General features: G+C 59.7%; 15 protein-coding genes. All 15 read left to right on the top strand.

Annotation, left to right across the window (positions count from 1 at the left end):
• Window positions 1–2 precede the first annotated feature (2 nt).
• The 15 genes from DW233_RS00670 to DW233_RS00740 all read left to right on the top strand — a co-directional run bounded on the left by DW233_RS00670 (window position 3) and on the right by DW233_RS00740 (window position 15,109).
• Window positions 3–458 carry a hypothetical protein gene (locus DW233_RS00670; protein ID WP_118266187.1) on the top strand — a complete coding sequence of 152 codons (456 nt, stop codon included), beginning with the start codon at window positions 3–5 and terminating at the stop codon, window positions 456–458.
• A gap of 152 nt (window positions 459–610) precedes the next feature.
• Complete coding sequence (locus DW233_RS00675; RefSeq protein WP_117736197.1) at window positions 611–2,074, top strand: amino acid permease; 1,464 nt, start codon at window positions 611–613, stop codon at window positions 2,072–2,074.
• A 421-nt stretch (window positions 2,075–2,495) separates the two neighbouring features.
• On the top strand, window positions 2,496–2,744 hold the full coding sequence (locus DW233_RS00680) for an HPr family phosphocarrier protein (protein ID WP_117634215.1): 249 nt from the start codon (window positions 2,496–2,498) through the stop codon (window positions 2,742–2,744).
• Between the two features lie 185 nt (window positions 2,745–2,929).
• Window positions 2,930–3,172, top strand: coding sequence for a FeoA family protein (locus tag DW233_RS00685; RefSeq protein ID WP_231500839.1), 243 nt, complete (start codon window positions 2,930–2,932; stop codon window positions 3,170–3,172).
• Window positions 3,173–3,211: 39 nt separating this feature from the next.
• Window positions 3,212–3,433, top strand: coding sequence for a FeoA family protein (locus DW233_RS00690; RefSeq protein ID WP_006234774.1), 222 nt, complete (start codon window positions 3,212–3,214; stop codon window positions 3,431–3,433).
• A gap of 123 nt (window positions 3,434–3,556) precedes the next feature.
• Window positions 3,557–5,884 (top strand): ferrous iron transporter B, encoded by a 2,328-nt coding sequence (locus DW233_RS00695; RefSeq protein WP_118266188.1) that lies wholly within the window; start codon window positions 3,557–3,559, stop codon window positions 5,882–5,884.
• Window positions 5,885–6,059: 175 nt separating this feature from the next.
• Window positions 6,060–6,260, top strand: a complete 201-nt coding sequence (locus DW233_RS00700; protein WP_118258538.1) for a hypothetical protein — start codon at window positions 6,060–6,062, stop codon at window positions 6,258–6,260.
• A gap of 102 nt (window positions 6,261–6,362) precedes the next feature.
• A complete protein-coding gene (locus tag DW233_RS00705) occupies window positions 6,363–8,312 on the top strand; it encodes an NAD(P)/FAD-dependent oxidoreductase (RefSeq protein WP_118266190.1) in 1,950 nt (649 codons plus the stop codon).
• Window positions 8,313–8,518: 206 nt separating this feature from the next.
• Window positions 8,519–9,211: a GntR family transcriptional regulator gene (locus tag DW233_RS00710; protein WP_118266192.1), complete on the top strand. Its 693-nt coding sequence runs from the start codon at window positions 8,519–8,521 to the stop codon at window positions 9,209–9,211.
• A 123-nt stretch (window positions 9,212–9,334) separates the two neighbouring features.
• The gene (locus tag DW233_RS00715) at window positions 9,335–10,357 is read left to right on the top strand and encodes a LacI family DNA-binding transcriptional regulator (RefSeq protein WP_158567771.1); all 1,023 of its coding nucleotides are present in this window, start codon (window positions 9,335–9,337) and stop codon (window positions 10,355–10,357) included.
• Window positions 10,358–10,399: 42 nt separating this feature from the next.
• A complete protein-coding gene (locus DW233_RS00720; protein WP_118266195.1) occupies window positions 10,400–10,894 on the top strand; it encodes a type II toxin-antitoxin system RelB/DinJ family antitoxin in 495 nt (164 codons plus the stop codon).
• Complete coding sequence (locus DW233_RS00725) at window positions 10,881–11,252, top strand: DUF86 domain-containing protein (protein ID WP_118266197.1); 372 nt, start codon at window positions 10,881–10,883, stop codon at window positions 11,250–11,252. Before DW233_RS00720 ends, DW233_RS00725 begins: the two co-directional genes overlap by 14 nt.
• A gap of 134 nt (window positions 11,253–11,386) precedes the next feature.
• Complete coding sequence (locus tag DW233_RS00730; RefSeq protein ID WP_118266199.1) at window positions 11,387–12,724, top strand: glutamine synthetase family protein; 1,338 nt, start codon at window positions 11,387–11,389, stop codon at window positions 12,722–12,724.
• Window positions 12,725–12,774: 50 nt separating this feature from the next.
• Window positions 12,775–13,437 (top strand): response regulator transcription factor, encoded by a 663-nt coding sequence (locus tag DW233_RS00735; RefSeq protein ID WP_006234733.1) that lies wholly within the window; start codon window positions 12,775–12,777, stop codon window positions 13,435–13,437.
• Between the two features lie 208 nt (window positions 13,438–13,645).
• Window positions 13,646–15,109 carry a S1C family serine protease gene (locus tag DW233_RS00740; protein WP_118266200.1) on the top strand — a complete coding sequence of 488 codons (1,464 nt, stop codon included), beginning with the start codon at window positions 13,646–13,648 and terminating at the stop codon, window positions 15,107–15,109.
• The last annotated feature ends 202 nt before the right edge of the window (window positions 15,110–15,311 follow it).

The following is a 15,311-nucleotide window of genomic DNA, read 5'->3' on the forward strand; positions in this document are numbered from 1 at the left end:
TCATGCATGTCTTTAACTCGCGCGCCGATTTCGACGCTCAGATGAAGTCCGTCAAGAAGTGGATGCGCACCGGCCAGGCGCTCGATGGTGTTGCCGACCTGCAGCACGACGTGGCTTACTCCATCGGCGACTCGTTGGTGTACTGGTGGGTGAACGCCCACGAGGCAGCTACCGCCGATCTGGTCGGCCACCGTCGCTACCATGCCGTGCTCGCCCCGCTCGACGGCGACCTGACCGTCGAGGTGGCTTCCAAGACGGATCTTACCCGCACGCGCGCCTACAGCGATATCGACGATCGCGAGCGCTTTGAGGGTACGGGGGAGACCGTGGCGATTCCCGCCGGCGGCGTTGCCGTCGTCGAGATCGACGAGGCCTACCGTGTCGTGGCCGATGCCGCGGATCCCCGCGTCGTGGTACTGCACGTGACGGTTGAAGGTTACTCCTTCCCCAACAAGTAGTATTCGTCCGTTTGGGCGTTTGCTTCGCGCCGTTAAGGGGGATGGCTTTGTTGACTCCCTTTTCCCCATTCCCCTTAGCAGGTGTGTCGTCCGTGATTGCGTTTGCAGCCCGGACGGTTTTAGATGACATATACGGATGATTGGGAGGGCTTATGAGCTCTGAAAAACGAGGAACGATCGGTTCGTTCGCTCTGCTGGGCATGACGGTCGCCGCCGTGTTCGGTATCAAGAACATCATCAACAACAACGCGGCCATCGGCTTGGCAGCTGCGCCGTCGTTCTTCTTCGCCACGCTTTTGTACTTTGTCCCCTATACCCTGGTTACCGCTGAGTTCGTCGGCCTCAACAGGGACTCCGAGTCTGGCGTGTACGCATGGGTTAAGACCTCGATGGGTGGTCGCTGGGCGTTCCTGACGGCATTTAGCTACTGGTTCGTTAACCTGTTCTACTTTGCGTCCGTCCTGCCCAACGTCATCATCTACGCGAGCTACGTGTTCTTTGGTGCCAATGCAGAGCTTTCGCAGCTGTGGATCACCATTATCGAGATCGTCGTCTTTGCTATCGCCACGTGGGTTTCGACCAAGGGCGCTAAGTGGATCGGCTCCATTTCCTCCTTCGGCTCGACCGCGGCTCTCGGCCTGACTGCCGTGTTCATCTTGCTGTCCCTGGCTGCTGCCTTTGGCGGCGTCGAGTTCGCTACGGCTCCTACCCCCGCTAACATGGCTCCCGACATGAGCAACTTCGCAACTATGTGGGGCTTCTTCGGTACGCTTGCCTGGATCATCCAGGGCGTTGGCGGCGCTGAGTCTGTCGGCGTGTTCCTTAACGACCTTAAGGGCGGCGTCAAGGCCTTCGTGCGCACCGTCGTTATCGCCGGCCTGACCATCGGCCTTCTGTACGCAGGCGCTTCGCTGCTGGTCAACCTGTTCATTCCCGAGGGCGGCGTTGCCATCTCCACCGGTATCTTCGACGTATTCGGCGCTGTCTTTGCCCACTTTGGCATTCCCATGGAAGTGTCCACGCGCGTCATTGGCCTGATCCTTCTCGCTGCCACGCTGGGCTCCCTCATGATGTGGACCTCTGCTCCCATCAAGGTCTTCTTCACCGAGATCCCCAAGGGCGTCTTTGGTAGCAAGATCGTCGAGCTCAACGAGCACGGCATTCCCGCCCGCGCCGCTTGGCTGCAGTTCGCCATCGTCGTCCCCATCCTGATCATCCCGGCCTTGGGATCTGGTAACCTCGACGACCTGCTCATGATCGTCACCAACATGACGGCTGCCACTGCTCTGCTCCCGCCGCTGCTGATCCTGCTTGCCTACTTTATGCTGCGCAAGAACTTCGACGCCGCTCCCCGTGACTTCCGCATGGGCTCGCGCAGCTTTGGTCTGGTCGTTGCCGCATTCCTGCTTGTGGTCTTCTGCTTTGTGCTTGTCTGCGGCACCATCCCGCTCGATCAGCCGCTGTGGCTGACGCTGGTCTACAACGTTGGCGGTGTGGTTGTCTTCCTGGGCCTTGCCGTGATGTGGTACAACCGCTATATCAACCGCCTGCGCGAGACCGATCCCGAGGCCGCCGAGAGCGAGCTGCGCCCCTCCGTCCTCGACATGATGGAGTAGCGGCTAGGATTAATCTACAGCTGTGGAATAAATCGATTCCCTTTCCTAAGGAGGGGCCTTACGAGGCCCCTCCTTTTGTGTTTTGGGGCATGGTTTTGGACCCCGTGGTCAAAAAATGCCAAATATGAGTACTGTTGCAAAAGAGGTGACATATTTTTCGGCCTGTTCTGAGCAAAAACGGGCTCAAAATCAATTTATATAACCCCCTTTAAAGGGCGTTTGACGGCTTTCAACCTCTTCGAATCGCTCAAAGGAGGCAATTTGCTCTCGATTTTGCTGCTACTAAATTGGTGACAGTACTCATATTTGCCACTTTTTGCCCACGAGGTGTTCAGAGGAGCTCTCGACAAGCATCTAACGCTACAATAACTACCACGTGGCTGGGTTTGCCGGCCGAATGTGCGATGCCGTGGGAGGGGACATGGTCGAGTTTACAAAGACGATTAAAGATCCGTTGGGACTGCATGCCCGCCCGGTTGCGCTGCTCTATGACATAATTGCCAAGCATCGTAGCAACGTATCGGTCAGCATCGGCGATCGCCATACCGACGGCCGCGATGTAATGGGGCTCATGGCTCTCTACGGCGAGTGCGGCGAGGACATCATCTTCCGCATTTCGGGCGTAGACGAGGCCTCGTGTGTCACGTCGATCAGAAACCTCTCCCTCTAAACGCAACAATGTGACAAAGGGGCTGTCCCCTTGTCACACCTGTTTCATATGGGAAACTTTTTCGAAAACTGAATAGGGACCCTTTCCAAAAAGTTAACCACGTGCTAGTTTACTGTAGCGAACATAGACGTGGTTAACTTTTGCTGCGTCGATGTTGAGGACGAACTGACGTTAGGAGCACACTCATGTCTTGCGGACCGCAGATGCCGGCCATGCCGCTTTCGATGGTGAAAGCGGGCGAAACCGTGCACGTGTCTCGTGTAAAGGGCAATGAGGACATGAAGCACCACCTCAAGGACCTCGGCTTTGTCGAGGGCAGTGAGGTTCACGTGGTGAGCTCGAGTGGTGCCAATATCATCGTCACCGTGCTGGGCGCACGCTTTGGTATCGATACCAAGGTCGCCATGCACATCATGACCGTCGGTTAGTTCGCAGCATTTCATTAAAGCTGAAAGGGGGAAAAGAATATGAAGACGTTGGGTGACGTTAAGGTGGGCGAGAGCTCTACCATCGTCAAGCTTCACGGCGAGGGCGCGCTTCGCCGTCACCTTATGGACCTGGGCCTCATCAAGGGCACTTCGTTCAAGGTCGTTAAGGTTGCACCGCTCGGAGATCCGGTCGAGATCAACGTGCGCGGCTACGAGCTTTCCATCCGCAAGGAGGAGGCTGCCGTCGTCGAGGTCCAGTAAGGGCCCGCGGCAACTATTTATGCAGATAAAGTTAGGTTTTTCTAACTTAAATTTGCAATGTTGAAGCACATTATCCAGCCCGTGCGGAGAAAGCAGCGCGGGCACACAAGGAAGAAGGATTGAATGGCGGATTCTCAGATCCATGTCGCGCTGGCGGGTAACCCCAACTGCGGCAAGACCACGCTTTTCAACCTGATCACCGGCGCCAACGGCTACGTTGGCAACTGGCCCGGCGTCACGGTTGAGAAAAAGGAAGCCAAGCTCCTGAGTGACAAGAACGTCACGATTACGGACCTCCCCGGCATCTACTCGCTTTCCCCCTACAGCCCCGAGGAGCAGTGCTCGCGCGATTACCTCATGAGCGGCGAGCCCGATGTGGTCGTCCAGGTTGTCGACGCGACCAACCTTGAGCGCAATCTGTACCTGGCACTTCAGGTCATCGAGACCGGCCTGCCCGTGGTCGTGGCCCTCAACATGGCCGACTTGGTCGAGAAGAACGGCGACAAGATCGACACGGACAAGCTCTCCAAGAAGCTCGGCTGCCCGGTCATGATGATCTCCGCTCTTAAGAACAAGGGCATCACGGAGCTATTCGAGCAGGTCAAAAAGTCCGCTGCTTCCAAGGGCCAGGTGCCGGAGCACAAGTTCGATTCCTCCATTGAGGACGTTCTGGACCACATCGAGAACAATCTGCCGGCGAGCGTTCCCGCCAACAAGCGTCGCTACTACGCCGTCAAGCTGTTCGAGCGCGACGCGGACGCCTGCAAGCTCATCAACCTCACCAAGGAGAAGGCCGCTCGCGTCGAGCAGCTGGTCGCCCAGTGCGAGCAGGATTGCGACGACGACGCCGAGTCCATCATCACCGGCGAGCGCTACGGCGTGATTGCCCACATCATCGACGAGTGCCTCACTAAGGCTCCGGCAAAGATGAGCACCTCCGAGAAGATCGACCGCGTGGTTACCAACCGTATCCTGGGCCTGCCGATCTTTGTGGTCATCATGTTCTGTGTGTACTACATTGCCGTCTCTACCTTGGGCGGCACGGTGACTGACTTCACCAACGACCAACTCTTCGGCACCGACGGCTGGTACGTGCTCGGTCAGGGTCGCGACGCCTATGACGCAGCTGTTGAGGCTGCGGGCGACAATGCCGACTCGGTCGACCCGGCACAGTACGGCCCCTATGTCCCGGGTATCACCACCATGGTGCACGACGCCCTTGTGGCGGGCGGCACCGAGGACGGCGGCCTGGTCGATTCGCTGGTCTGCGACGGCATCGTCGGCGGCCTGGGCGCCATCTTCGGCTTCGTCCCGCAGATGTTCCTGCTCTTTGTGATGCTGTCTTTCCTGGAGGACTGCGGCTACATGGCCCGTGTCGCCTTCATCATGGACCGCGTGTTCCGCCGGTTTGGCCTGTCCGGTAAGTCCTTTATCCCCATGCTCGTGTCCTCGGGCTGCGGCGTCCCCGGCGTCATGGCCACCAAGACCATCGAGAACGAGAAGGACCGTCGCATGACGGTCATGACCACCACGTTCATTCCCTGTGGCGCTAAGCTGCCGATCATTGCCCTGCTCATGGGTTCCATCATCGGCGATTCTTCTACCACCGCCGCGTGGATTAGCCCGCTCTTCTACTTCCTGGGCGTCTTTGCCGTCATCGCCTCGGGCCTCATGCTCAAGAAGACCAAGCTCTTTGCCGGTCGCCCGACGCCGTTCGTTATGGAGCTTCCTGCCTACCACTTCCCGGCGATCCGCTCTTGGGCGCTGCACGTGTGGGAGCGCTGCTGGGCCTTTATCAAAAAGGCCGGCACGGTCATCTTCGCGTCCACCGTTGTGGTTTGGTTCCTCTCCAACTTTGGTAGCTATAACGGTTCCTTTGGCTTCCTGCCCGCGATGGACGGCATCCCCGAGGAGTTCATGGACTACTCCGTGCTTGCCATGCTCGGCAACCTGGTCGCCTGGATCTTCGCCCCGCTCGGCTTTAGCACCTGGCAGGCCACCGCGCTGACTGTCTCTGGACTTGTCGCCAAGGAGAACGTCGTCGCCACCGCCGGCTCGCTGCTGTCGGTTGCCGACGCCGCCGAGACCGACCCGAGCCTGTGGACCGCGTTTGCCGGCATGTTCCCGACTATGGGCGCTTGCGTTGCCTTTGGCGCATTCAACCTGCTGTGCGCCCCGTGCTTTGCCGCCATGGGCACTATCCGCAATCAGATGGACTCCGGCAAGTGGACCGCGATCGCCATCGGTTACGAGTGCGCCTTCGCTTGGGTGATCGCCCTGTTCATCAACCAGTTCTACAACCTGCTTGTCCTTGGCCAGTTTGGTATTTGGACGGTTGTAGCCATCGTTCTGCTGGTTGCGATGCTCTTCCAGATCTTCCGTCCCATGCCCAAGCACGCTTGGACCGACGAGGACGAGACCAACACCGCTTCCGCTGCAGTTTCCGCTTAAGTCCGAATAAGGATCAGCCCCTTTCCACGAGCCCGGGTGTCCCAGCGACACTCGGGCTTTTTGGTGAGGGAGATGTGGCGTTTCCGCAGATAAAACCGACCAAAATATACCTGTCCCTTTTTGGAAGGTGGAGAATGGGGTAAAGTAAGTGGTGGTTAACTAGAGGAGGCTTGCTATGGCACCTATCGATATTGTTGTACTGGCTGTTATCGGCATTGCGTTTGTCGCCGTGTGCGTGCGCATTTATCGCAAGGGCACCTGCGCCGACTGCGCTCAAGGTGGCGTTTGCACGGGACATTGCTCCAACAAAAAGACGTGCGCCGCGCTTAAGGGCGTGGACAAAATTGCCGAAGATTTGAGCCGCGGTATTCATTAGCCGACCAGCGTTTGGGAATGCATTACTTCGGATACGGCAGTTGCTGATACGATAAGTACGTTAGCAACTGCCGCCGAGCGGCCCAAACGAAAGGAACCCTGTATGGAGTCCTCCGCCTACCCGATGCTCTTTAGTCCGATCAAGGTCGGTACGACCGAGGTCAAGAACCGCGTCTTTATGCCGCCGGTGTCCACCAACCTGGCCGATCATGGCTATGTGACCGACGACTTGGTCGATCATTACCGTGCCCGTGCCAAGGGCGGCGTGGGCCTCATCATCACCGAGGTCGTGACGGTCGAGCCTACCTATACCTACCTGCCGGGTGACATGTGCTGCTACGACGACACGTTTATCCCTGGCTGGGAAAAGCTCGCCGCGGCCGTCCACGAGTATGGCTGCAAGATTATGCCGCAGCTCTTCCACCCCGCCTACATGGCCTTTAACATTCCGGGCACGCCGCGCCTCGTCGCCCCGTCCTTTGTGGGCCCGTCCTATGCCCGCGAGGCGCCGCGCCCTATCACGGTCGATGAGATCCACGAGCTCACGCATCAGTTTGGCGACGCTGCCGTGCGCATGCAGAAGGCCGGTGTCGACGGCGTCGAGGTCCATGCGGCGCACGCCCACGGCATGCTCGGCGGCTTTTTGACCCCGCTCTATAACAAGCGTACCGACGAGTACGGTGGCTCGCTCGATGCCCGCATGCGCTTCTTGCTCGAGGTCATCGCCGAGATTCGCGAGCGCTGCGGCAAGGACTTCATCATCGACGTCCGTATCTCGGGCGACGAGTACACCGATGGCGGTCTGACCCTCAACGACATGATCTACGTCTCGCGTCGCCTGGAGAAGGCTGGCGTCGACATGATCCACGTGTCGGGCGGCACTACCATCAAGCGCGGCTCCGCGATTCCCGCCGCCGGTACGCAGCAGGCCTCGCACGCCGCCTGCTCGCGCGAGATCAAAAAGCATGTGAACATTCCCGTCGCCACGGTCGGCCGCATCAATGAGGCATGGATTGCCGAGGAGCTGATCGAGGACGGCGCTGCCGACATCTGCATGATGGGCCGCGCCAATCTGTGCGATGCCGAGTTCTGCAACAAGGCCGCTGCCGGCAATGCCGATGATATCCGTCCCTGCATCGGTTGCCTGCGCTGCCTGAACGGCATCATGTTTGGCAAGCGCATCTCCTGCACCGTCAACCCGGACGTGGAGCGCGACGAGGCCGGCTACGAGCCTGCCGCCGAGGCCAAGAACGTACTGGTTGTTGGTGCTGGTCCTGCGGGCATGGAGGCAGCCTACATTGCCGCCAAGCGCGGTCATAACGTGGTGCTCGTGGATAAGCAGGACGAACCGGGCGGCGAGATGCGCATCGCAGCCGTTCCGCCGGCAAAGCAGGAACTCACCCGCGTGATCAAGTATCAGTACCGTCGCCTGGCCGAGGCCGGCGTCACGTGCGTCTTTGGCACCGAGCTCTCGGCCGAGGACATTCAGCGCGACTACGCGGGTTACGAGGTTGTCCTGGCCTACGGCGCCGAGCCCATCGCTCCGGCATTCATGCAGGGCTTTAAGCAGGTCATGACGGCTGACGACCTGTTGGGTGGCAAGGCTTTCCCGGGCAAGAAGATCGTCATCGTGGGCGGCGGCACCGTCGGTTGCGAGACGGCCGATTACCTGGCCCCGCTGGTCAACGACTTGTCGCCGGCCAACCGCGACGTCACCGTCATCGAGATGACCAAGACGCTCGCCGCCAACGAGGGCGGCGCCGGTCGCGCGGTGCTCATCACGCGCATGCTCTCCAAGGGCGTTCACGTGCTGACCGAGGCCAAGGTGACCGAGATTACCGAGGACACCATCAGCTACGAGAAGGACGGCGAGATCCAAACCATCGCCGATGCCGATACGCTGGTACTTGCCATGGGCTATCGTCCCAACACCAAGTTGGCCGACGACCTGGCCGCAGCCGGTGTTGCCACCCACGTGCTGGGCGATGCCAACAAGTGCGGCAACATTCGCGATGCCATCGGCGATGGCTACAAGGTCGCCTGCGAGCTCTAGTCAACCCCTTGGTGCATGAGGAGGGGCGTTTCTGCGCCATCCGATAGCAAAATAGCGGTGGTGTCCCGGGTTTCGGGATGCCACCGCTTGCTCTTGCGGTGCTGGCGACGTGAGCACTCCCTCTTTCACCGCAATTGAGGGGATGGGGGATGCGATAGTATTACGTGGTGATATTCGACAAACCGTGAGCTTCATTCGAGGGCTTTATGGAACAACACCAGCATTATCAGAGCCTGCAAGATCAGGCATACAACGCATTGCGCTCCAAGATCATCTATGCCGAGCTCAAGCCCGGCACGCGCCTTTCGGCGATTGGTCTGGAAAAGGAGACGGGAATCGGGCGCACGCCCATTCGCGAGTCCTTTGTGCGTCTGCGTGAGCAGGAGCTAGTGGAAACGCGTCCCAAAAGCGGCACCTATGTCTCAAAAATCAGCATGGAGCGCGCCGAGAACGCCTGTTTCTTGCGCGAGAAACTCGAAAGAAGCGTACTCATTAAATGCTGCTCGGCAGCCACGTCCGAGCAGAAGCATCGGCTTGAGCAGATTCTTGCCGAGTCCGAATCGCTCGACCATCGCGAAACGCGTCGCTTTTTCGACTTGGATAACCTGTTTCATGAGACGTGTTTTGTGATTGCCGGCCGTCACATGTTGTGGGATTGGATGAAGAGCATCAATACGCATTTTGAGCGATACAACTGGTTGCGTATGGTGTCGCAGGATCTGGATTGGGAGCCGATTCGTCGACAACATCGTCGGATTCTCGAGGCCATTAAGAGGGGCGATACCGACACGGCGAGCTATCTTGCCGAGACGCACTTGCACCTGATGCCCGAGGAGCAGGGCCCGGTTATCGCCGTGCATCCCGACTATTTCGAGCTTTCCAAAGACTCGTCTATCTAGCCCATCACCGCATCTGCTCGAGACGCAAAAACGATGCTGCTCACCTACAACGTTTTGCAAGCGAGTTTTTTAAAAATGCCTAAAATGGCTCAGACTGCCGACAATTGGGGAACGGGGTGCGCTATGGCGCAGATGAGGATTAAGGACATTGCCGCCGAGGCGGGCGTGAGCCCGGCCACGATTTCGCGCTATCTCAACAACCGCCCCGGGCAGATGACCGAGGAAACTCGCGCGCGCATCGCGGCGGTTATCGAGCGCACTGGCTATCGCCCACGTGCCGCCGCGCGCAACCTGCGCAGCTCGCGCACCAACCTCATCGGCGTGATCCTGGCCGACATCGCTAACCCGTTCTCGAGCGCCATGCTCGAGGGCCTTTCCGCCAGCGCCGCCGCGCGCGGCTGCTCGCTCATGACCGCCATTAGCGGCAACGACCCCGCCAAGGAGGCAGAGTCGCTCACCAGACTTATCGATGCCGGCGTAGACGGCCTGGTCGTCAATACCTGCGGAGGCAACGACAAGGCGATCGCCGCGGCCGCGGGGCGCCTGCCCGTTGTGCTGCTCGACCGCGATGTTGCCGACGGTGGCATCGATCTGGTGACCTCTAACAACCGTGAGCTGGTTGCCGGCCTGGTAGACGCCTTGGCCGCTGCTGGCAGCGAGCGCCTGCGCCTGCTCACCGAGGCAAGCGATGACAGCCCCGTGCGTCGCGAGCGCGCCGAGGCCTTTGCCGACGAGCTTTCGCGCCGCGGTCTGGCCGGCGAGGTCGTTACCCTGGCCGACGGTGGCGCCACGGGTGTCAGCCGTCTGGACGGAGCTATACGCGGCTATGCGGGTAAAAAGCTCGGCCTCATTGCCGTCAACGGCCTGGTCTTTCTGCGTCTGACCGAGGCGCTGGCACAGTTGGGACCCTCGTTGCCGGCGGGTCTCAAGATTGCTACGTTTGACGACTATCCCTGGAACCACGTGCTCTTTGGCGGTGTGACCACGGCCGCGCAGGACACCCCCACCATTGCCGAGCGCGTGGTCGAGCGTCTCTCCGAGCGCATCGACATCGTTACCACTACGGTGGGCGACGCCGCAAAGCTCGCCCCCAAGCGCATCGAGATACCCGGCCACATCGAACACCGCGCTTCGACCTCGCGCTAGCCTGTGTGATATTATATAGACAATGTCATACAGGAGGTGCCCATGGCTGCGTCTGTACTGAGTGTACGAGTGGACTCGTCAATTAAAGATTCATTTGCCGAGCTATGCGAAGAACTCGGCATGACTTCGTCTGTAGCGGTCAATATGTTTATGAGGCAGATGCTGCGCGAGCGCTCGCTGCCGTTTGTTCCTTCACTTGGTAAAAACTCTGCGAGCGAAAACGTCGCCGCAGACATTTTGGATATTGCTCAGATTGAGTCCGCCGTCCGCGAGGCGGCCAGCCCGATTCCCGCCATCAAAACCGTGATTCTTTTTGGTTCGTATGCCCGTGGCGAGGCGCGTGTCGATAGTGATATCGACTTGCGTCTCGAAGTCGATCGCGAGCAGGGCTTTGGTCTATTCGCGTTGTCGGCATTCGGCGAGGCGGTGCGCAAAGAAACTGGGAGGCAGGTTGACCTCGTCTCGAGCGACCATCTTGATGGCGATCTTGCCGCGGTAATCGAGCGCGAAGGAGTGATCCTTTATGATCGCGCGTAAGTCAGACTGTCTCCGCGCCCAAGAGGTCTTGGATGCCATCTCTGAAACGAACGAGCGCATCAAGGCCTTTGGTATCACCGAGGACCAGTTTCTGCATGCAAATGACGTGCGGACGAGGGCGTTGGCGGACTCCCTTTTGATGTGTGCGCTTAGGGTGACGGAAGAAGCGGGCAAGTTGTCAGAACGCTCGCAGCGGCTTCATCCCGAAATTGAGTGGCGTGGAATTATCGGCATGAGAAATTATCTTGCGCATGATTACGGCAATGTCGACCGCTCGGTTGTTTGGGATGCAGTGACGATGGAGTTCCCTGCGCTGGAACGAGCCTGTAGACAAATTGTCTCCGAATCTGAACGCTAGCCGCTCGCTCGCAACGGCCTGCTCGCGCACGTTTTTTGAGCGCTTGATACGCTTTAACCCTGCGGAAACATTTTTCTGCGATAGTATCTGCGGTATAGACCAGTCGAAACCCGCCCGAAAGAAAGGGGAGCGACATGAACCAGCAGAACATCGATTACGTACTCCGCTCCGTAGAACAGCGTGACATCCGCTTTGTGCGTCTGTGGTTTGTCGACATTCTCGGCCGCCTCAAGAACTTTGCCATCAGCCCCGAGGACCTCGAGGTCGCATTTGAGGAGGGCATTGGCTTTGACGGCTCGGCCATCGAGGGCTTTGCCACGCCCGAGGAAGCCGACATGCTGGCGTTCCCTGATGCCTCGACCTTCCAGATTTTGCCGTGGCGTCCGAGCCACAACGGCGTCGCCCGTGTGTTCTGCGACGTGTGCACTCCCGATCGCGAGCCCTTCGCCGGCGACCCGCGCGCTGCGCTGCGCCGCATGTTCCATAAGGCCGAGAAGGCCGGCTACCTGCTCAACGTTGGTGCCGAGCTGGAGTACTACTATTTCCCCGACGAGCGCACGCCCGAGCCGCTCGACAACGTGGGCTATTTCGATCTTTCGGTGAGCGACGCCGCGCGCGACCTGCGCCGCAACACGGTCCTTACGCTCGAGAAGATGTCCGTGCCCGTGGAGTACACCTTCCACGCCGCCGGTCGCTCGCAGCACGGCATGAGCCTGCGCCACGCCGAGGCCCTGAGCATGTCCGACGCCATTACCACGGCCAAGCTCATCATTAAACAGCAAGCTTACGAGAGCGGTTGCCACGCCTCCTTTATGCCCAAGCCGTTGGCGGGCGAGGACGGCAGCGCCATGTTTTTGCATCAGTCGCTGTTCGACCACGACGGCAACAACGTCTTTTGGGGCGAGGCCGACGAGAGGTACCATCTCTCCGACGTCGCCAAGCACTACATGGCCGGTATCTTGGCGCACGCGCGCGAGATCAGCGCCATCACCAACCCCACGGTCAACTCGTACAAGCGCATCACCACGGGTGGCGACTCCGTGCCGCAGTACGCCACGTGGGGCCTGCGCAACCGCGCGAGTATGGTCCGTATCCCGGTCTACAAGCCCGGCAAGCCGCTGTCCACGCGCATCGAGCTGCGCAGTCCCGACCCCATGGCCAACCCGTACCTGGTCAACGCCGTCACGCTGGCGGCTGGTCTGGACGGCATCGAGCGCAAGCTGGAACTCCCGCCCGAGGCCACGGCCGAGACGCTCAAGCTTACCGACCGTCAGATGGTCGAGGCCGGCTACGCGCCGCTGCCGCGCTCGCTCAAAGAGGCGCTCGACGTGTTTGAGGACTCGCAGTTTATGAAGGATGCTCTCGGCGAGCACATCCACAGCTTCTTCCTCAAAAAGAAGCGCGACGAGTGGCATAAGTTTGAGTCTACGATCACCGAGTGGGAGATCAAGCACTACCTGGCGAACTCCTAATCGCGCTGGCTTGTTCCAGTACGATTGAGCTCATTTCTTTGGAGGCCGATATGTCCGAAAAGAGTGCCCTGTTCATGGCGCGCACGACGCGCTTCCACGAGTTTGCCCGCAGCTTGACGACTACCCTGGGTGTCGAGGTGAGCCTGGCAACCCCTGATTCGCCAACTGCGGCGCACGACTTTGACCTGCTGATTCTCGATTCCGATGGCATCCGCAGCGACCGCATCGATCAGATTGCCAAGTGGCTTGACGACCGCGGCGGCGTTCCCATGCTGGTGATCGTCGACGACGAGGCGCTCGGCACCCTGCGCCTGCCGAATCACGCGCATGCCGACTTTGTATGCCCCACGGCGACGCCCAACGAGCTCAAGGCTCGCGCGCAGCGCCTGATGGGCGAGGAGGAGACCGTCACCGCCGACGATGTGCTCAACATCGATAACCTCGAGATCAACCTGGCTACCTACCAGGTGACGCTCGATAACGAGCCCATCGACCTGACGCTGATGGAGTACTCGCTGCTGAGCTTTTTGGCGACGCACCCCAACCGCGCCTACAGCCGCGAGGTGCTGCTGCACCGCGTGTGGGGCTTTGAGTACTGCGGCGGCACGCGCACCGTCGACGTGCACATCCGACGCATCCGCTCCAAGGTGGGCCCGCAGATCGCGGCACACATCACCACCGTCCGCGGCGTGGGCTATCTGTTTAAGGACTAGATTTCCACCACAAAGGGGACAGGCACCTTTGTGGTGGTTTTGACGCAGGTGCGGGTTTCTTTCGAGTTTGCAGCAGAACTTAAGCCTTCCTAAAAGATTGCGTTCTCGTACACGTACGCCCGCATATTGGGGTACAACTCAACGTGAACAATGATGGCCCGCCACATGTTTGGCGGGCCTTTGGTTATTTGACGAAAGGATCGCAGCCATGAGCGAGAACGATTCCCAGCGTCCCCAGGATGCGGGCAACGCCGGCGAGACTCAGCAGCAGCCGCGCGTGCAGGTGGAGTCGACGCCTGCCGACGGCAATAACATTCCCTACGTGCAAGCCTACGACACGCAGACCGGCAAGCCGCTGGGCGGTCAGCAGGTCGTGAACAAGCACACGGTGGTCAAGACCAAGACCAAAAAGCTGCCGATCTTTATTACGGCGCTTGCCGGCTGCGCGTGCGGCGCCCTGCTAGTCATCGCGCTCATCATGAGTGGCACGCTCGATATCGGCGGCGGTAAGAATGCCGTGACGGCGGGCGCTTCGGGTTCGTCGACGCAAAAGATCACCATCGATTCCGAAGACACCACGCTGGCCGAGGCTGTCTCTGCCAAGGCACTGCCCTCCGTCGTTTCCATTACCGCCACTTCGAGCGGCAACCAGAATGGCTCGCTTTCGCAGTCTGCCGACGATTCCGATAGCTCGGGCAGCGTCGGTTCGGGCGTTGTGCTCGATACCGAGGGTCACATCCTCACCAATAACCACGTGGTCGATGGCTATGACCAGTACGTAGTGACCATGGACGACGGCACCACCTACGAGGCCGAGTTCGTGGGCAACGATGCCTCGAGCGACCTGGCCGTCATCAAGCTCAAGGACGCCGACGCCTCCAAGCTCACCCCGATCGAGATTGGCGATTCCTCCAAGCTCAACGTGGGTGAGTGGGTCATGGCGATCGGCTCGCCGTTCGGCAACGAGCAGTCCGTCTCCACGGGTATCGTGTCGGCGCTGTATCGCTCCACGGCCATGAGCTCTACCAACGGCAATACCATCTATGCCAACATGATTCAGACCGACGCCGCCATCAACCCGGGCAACTCCGGCGGCGCGCTCGTCAACGACAATGGTGAGCTTGTGGGTATCAACTCGCTCATCGAGAGCTATTCGGGCTCCAGCTCGGGCGTGGGCTTTGCCATTCCCGTTAACTACGCCAAGAACATTGCCGACCAGATCATCGACGGCAAGACGCCGGTGCATCCGTACATGGGCGCTACGCTTTCGAGCGTCAATGCGCTCAACGCCCGCACCAACAAGCTGAGCACCGATAGCGGCGCCTACGTGGCGAGTGTCGTCGAGGACGGTCCCGCCGCCAAGGCCGGCATCCAGGAGGGCGATGTCATCACCAAGCTGGGCGACGACGAGATTACGAGCGCCGATGGCCTGATCATCGCGCTGCGCAGCCACGAGGTGGGCGAGAAGGTCGAGATTACGCTCATGCGCGGCAAGGAAGAGAAGAAGGTCACCGTCGAGCTGGGCTCCGACGAGGAGCTGCAGAACCAGCAGCAGGACGACAGTTCGACCGACACCGGCAACGGCGGTATTACCGACGAGCAGCTGCGCCAGTACCTGGAGGAGCTGCTGGGCCAGCAAGGTCAGGGTCAGGGCAACGGTCAGGGTTTCTAACGAGCCGTTTCGCACATGCCGAAGCCAGAGGGGCTGTTCCGCCAGCGCGGGACAGCCCCTCTTTTCGCGATGATCCCTTGGAGACGGAGGAAAACGGATCATTTAGAAACGGCAAGGGCATGGTTTAATCGCGCGATCCACCCCAGTCTGGCGGCTGCCGATTCGGTGCGGTTCGAAAGGGTTATTCGGCGCCATGGTGACC

The sequence above is a fragment of the Collinsella sp. AM20-15AC genome (assembly GCF_003471405.1).
In the GTDB taxonomy this organism is placed as follows: domain Bacteria; phylum Actinomycetota; class Coriobacteriia; order Coriobacteriales; family Coriobacteriaceae; genus Collinsella.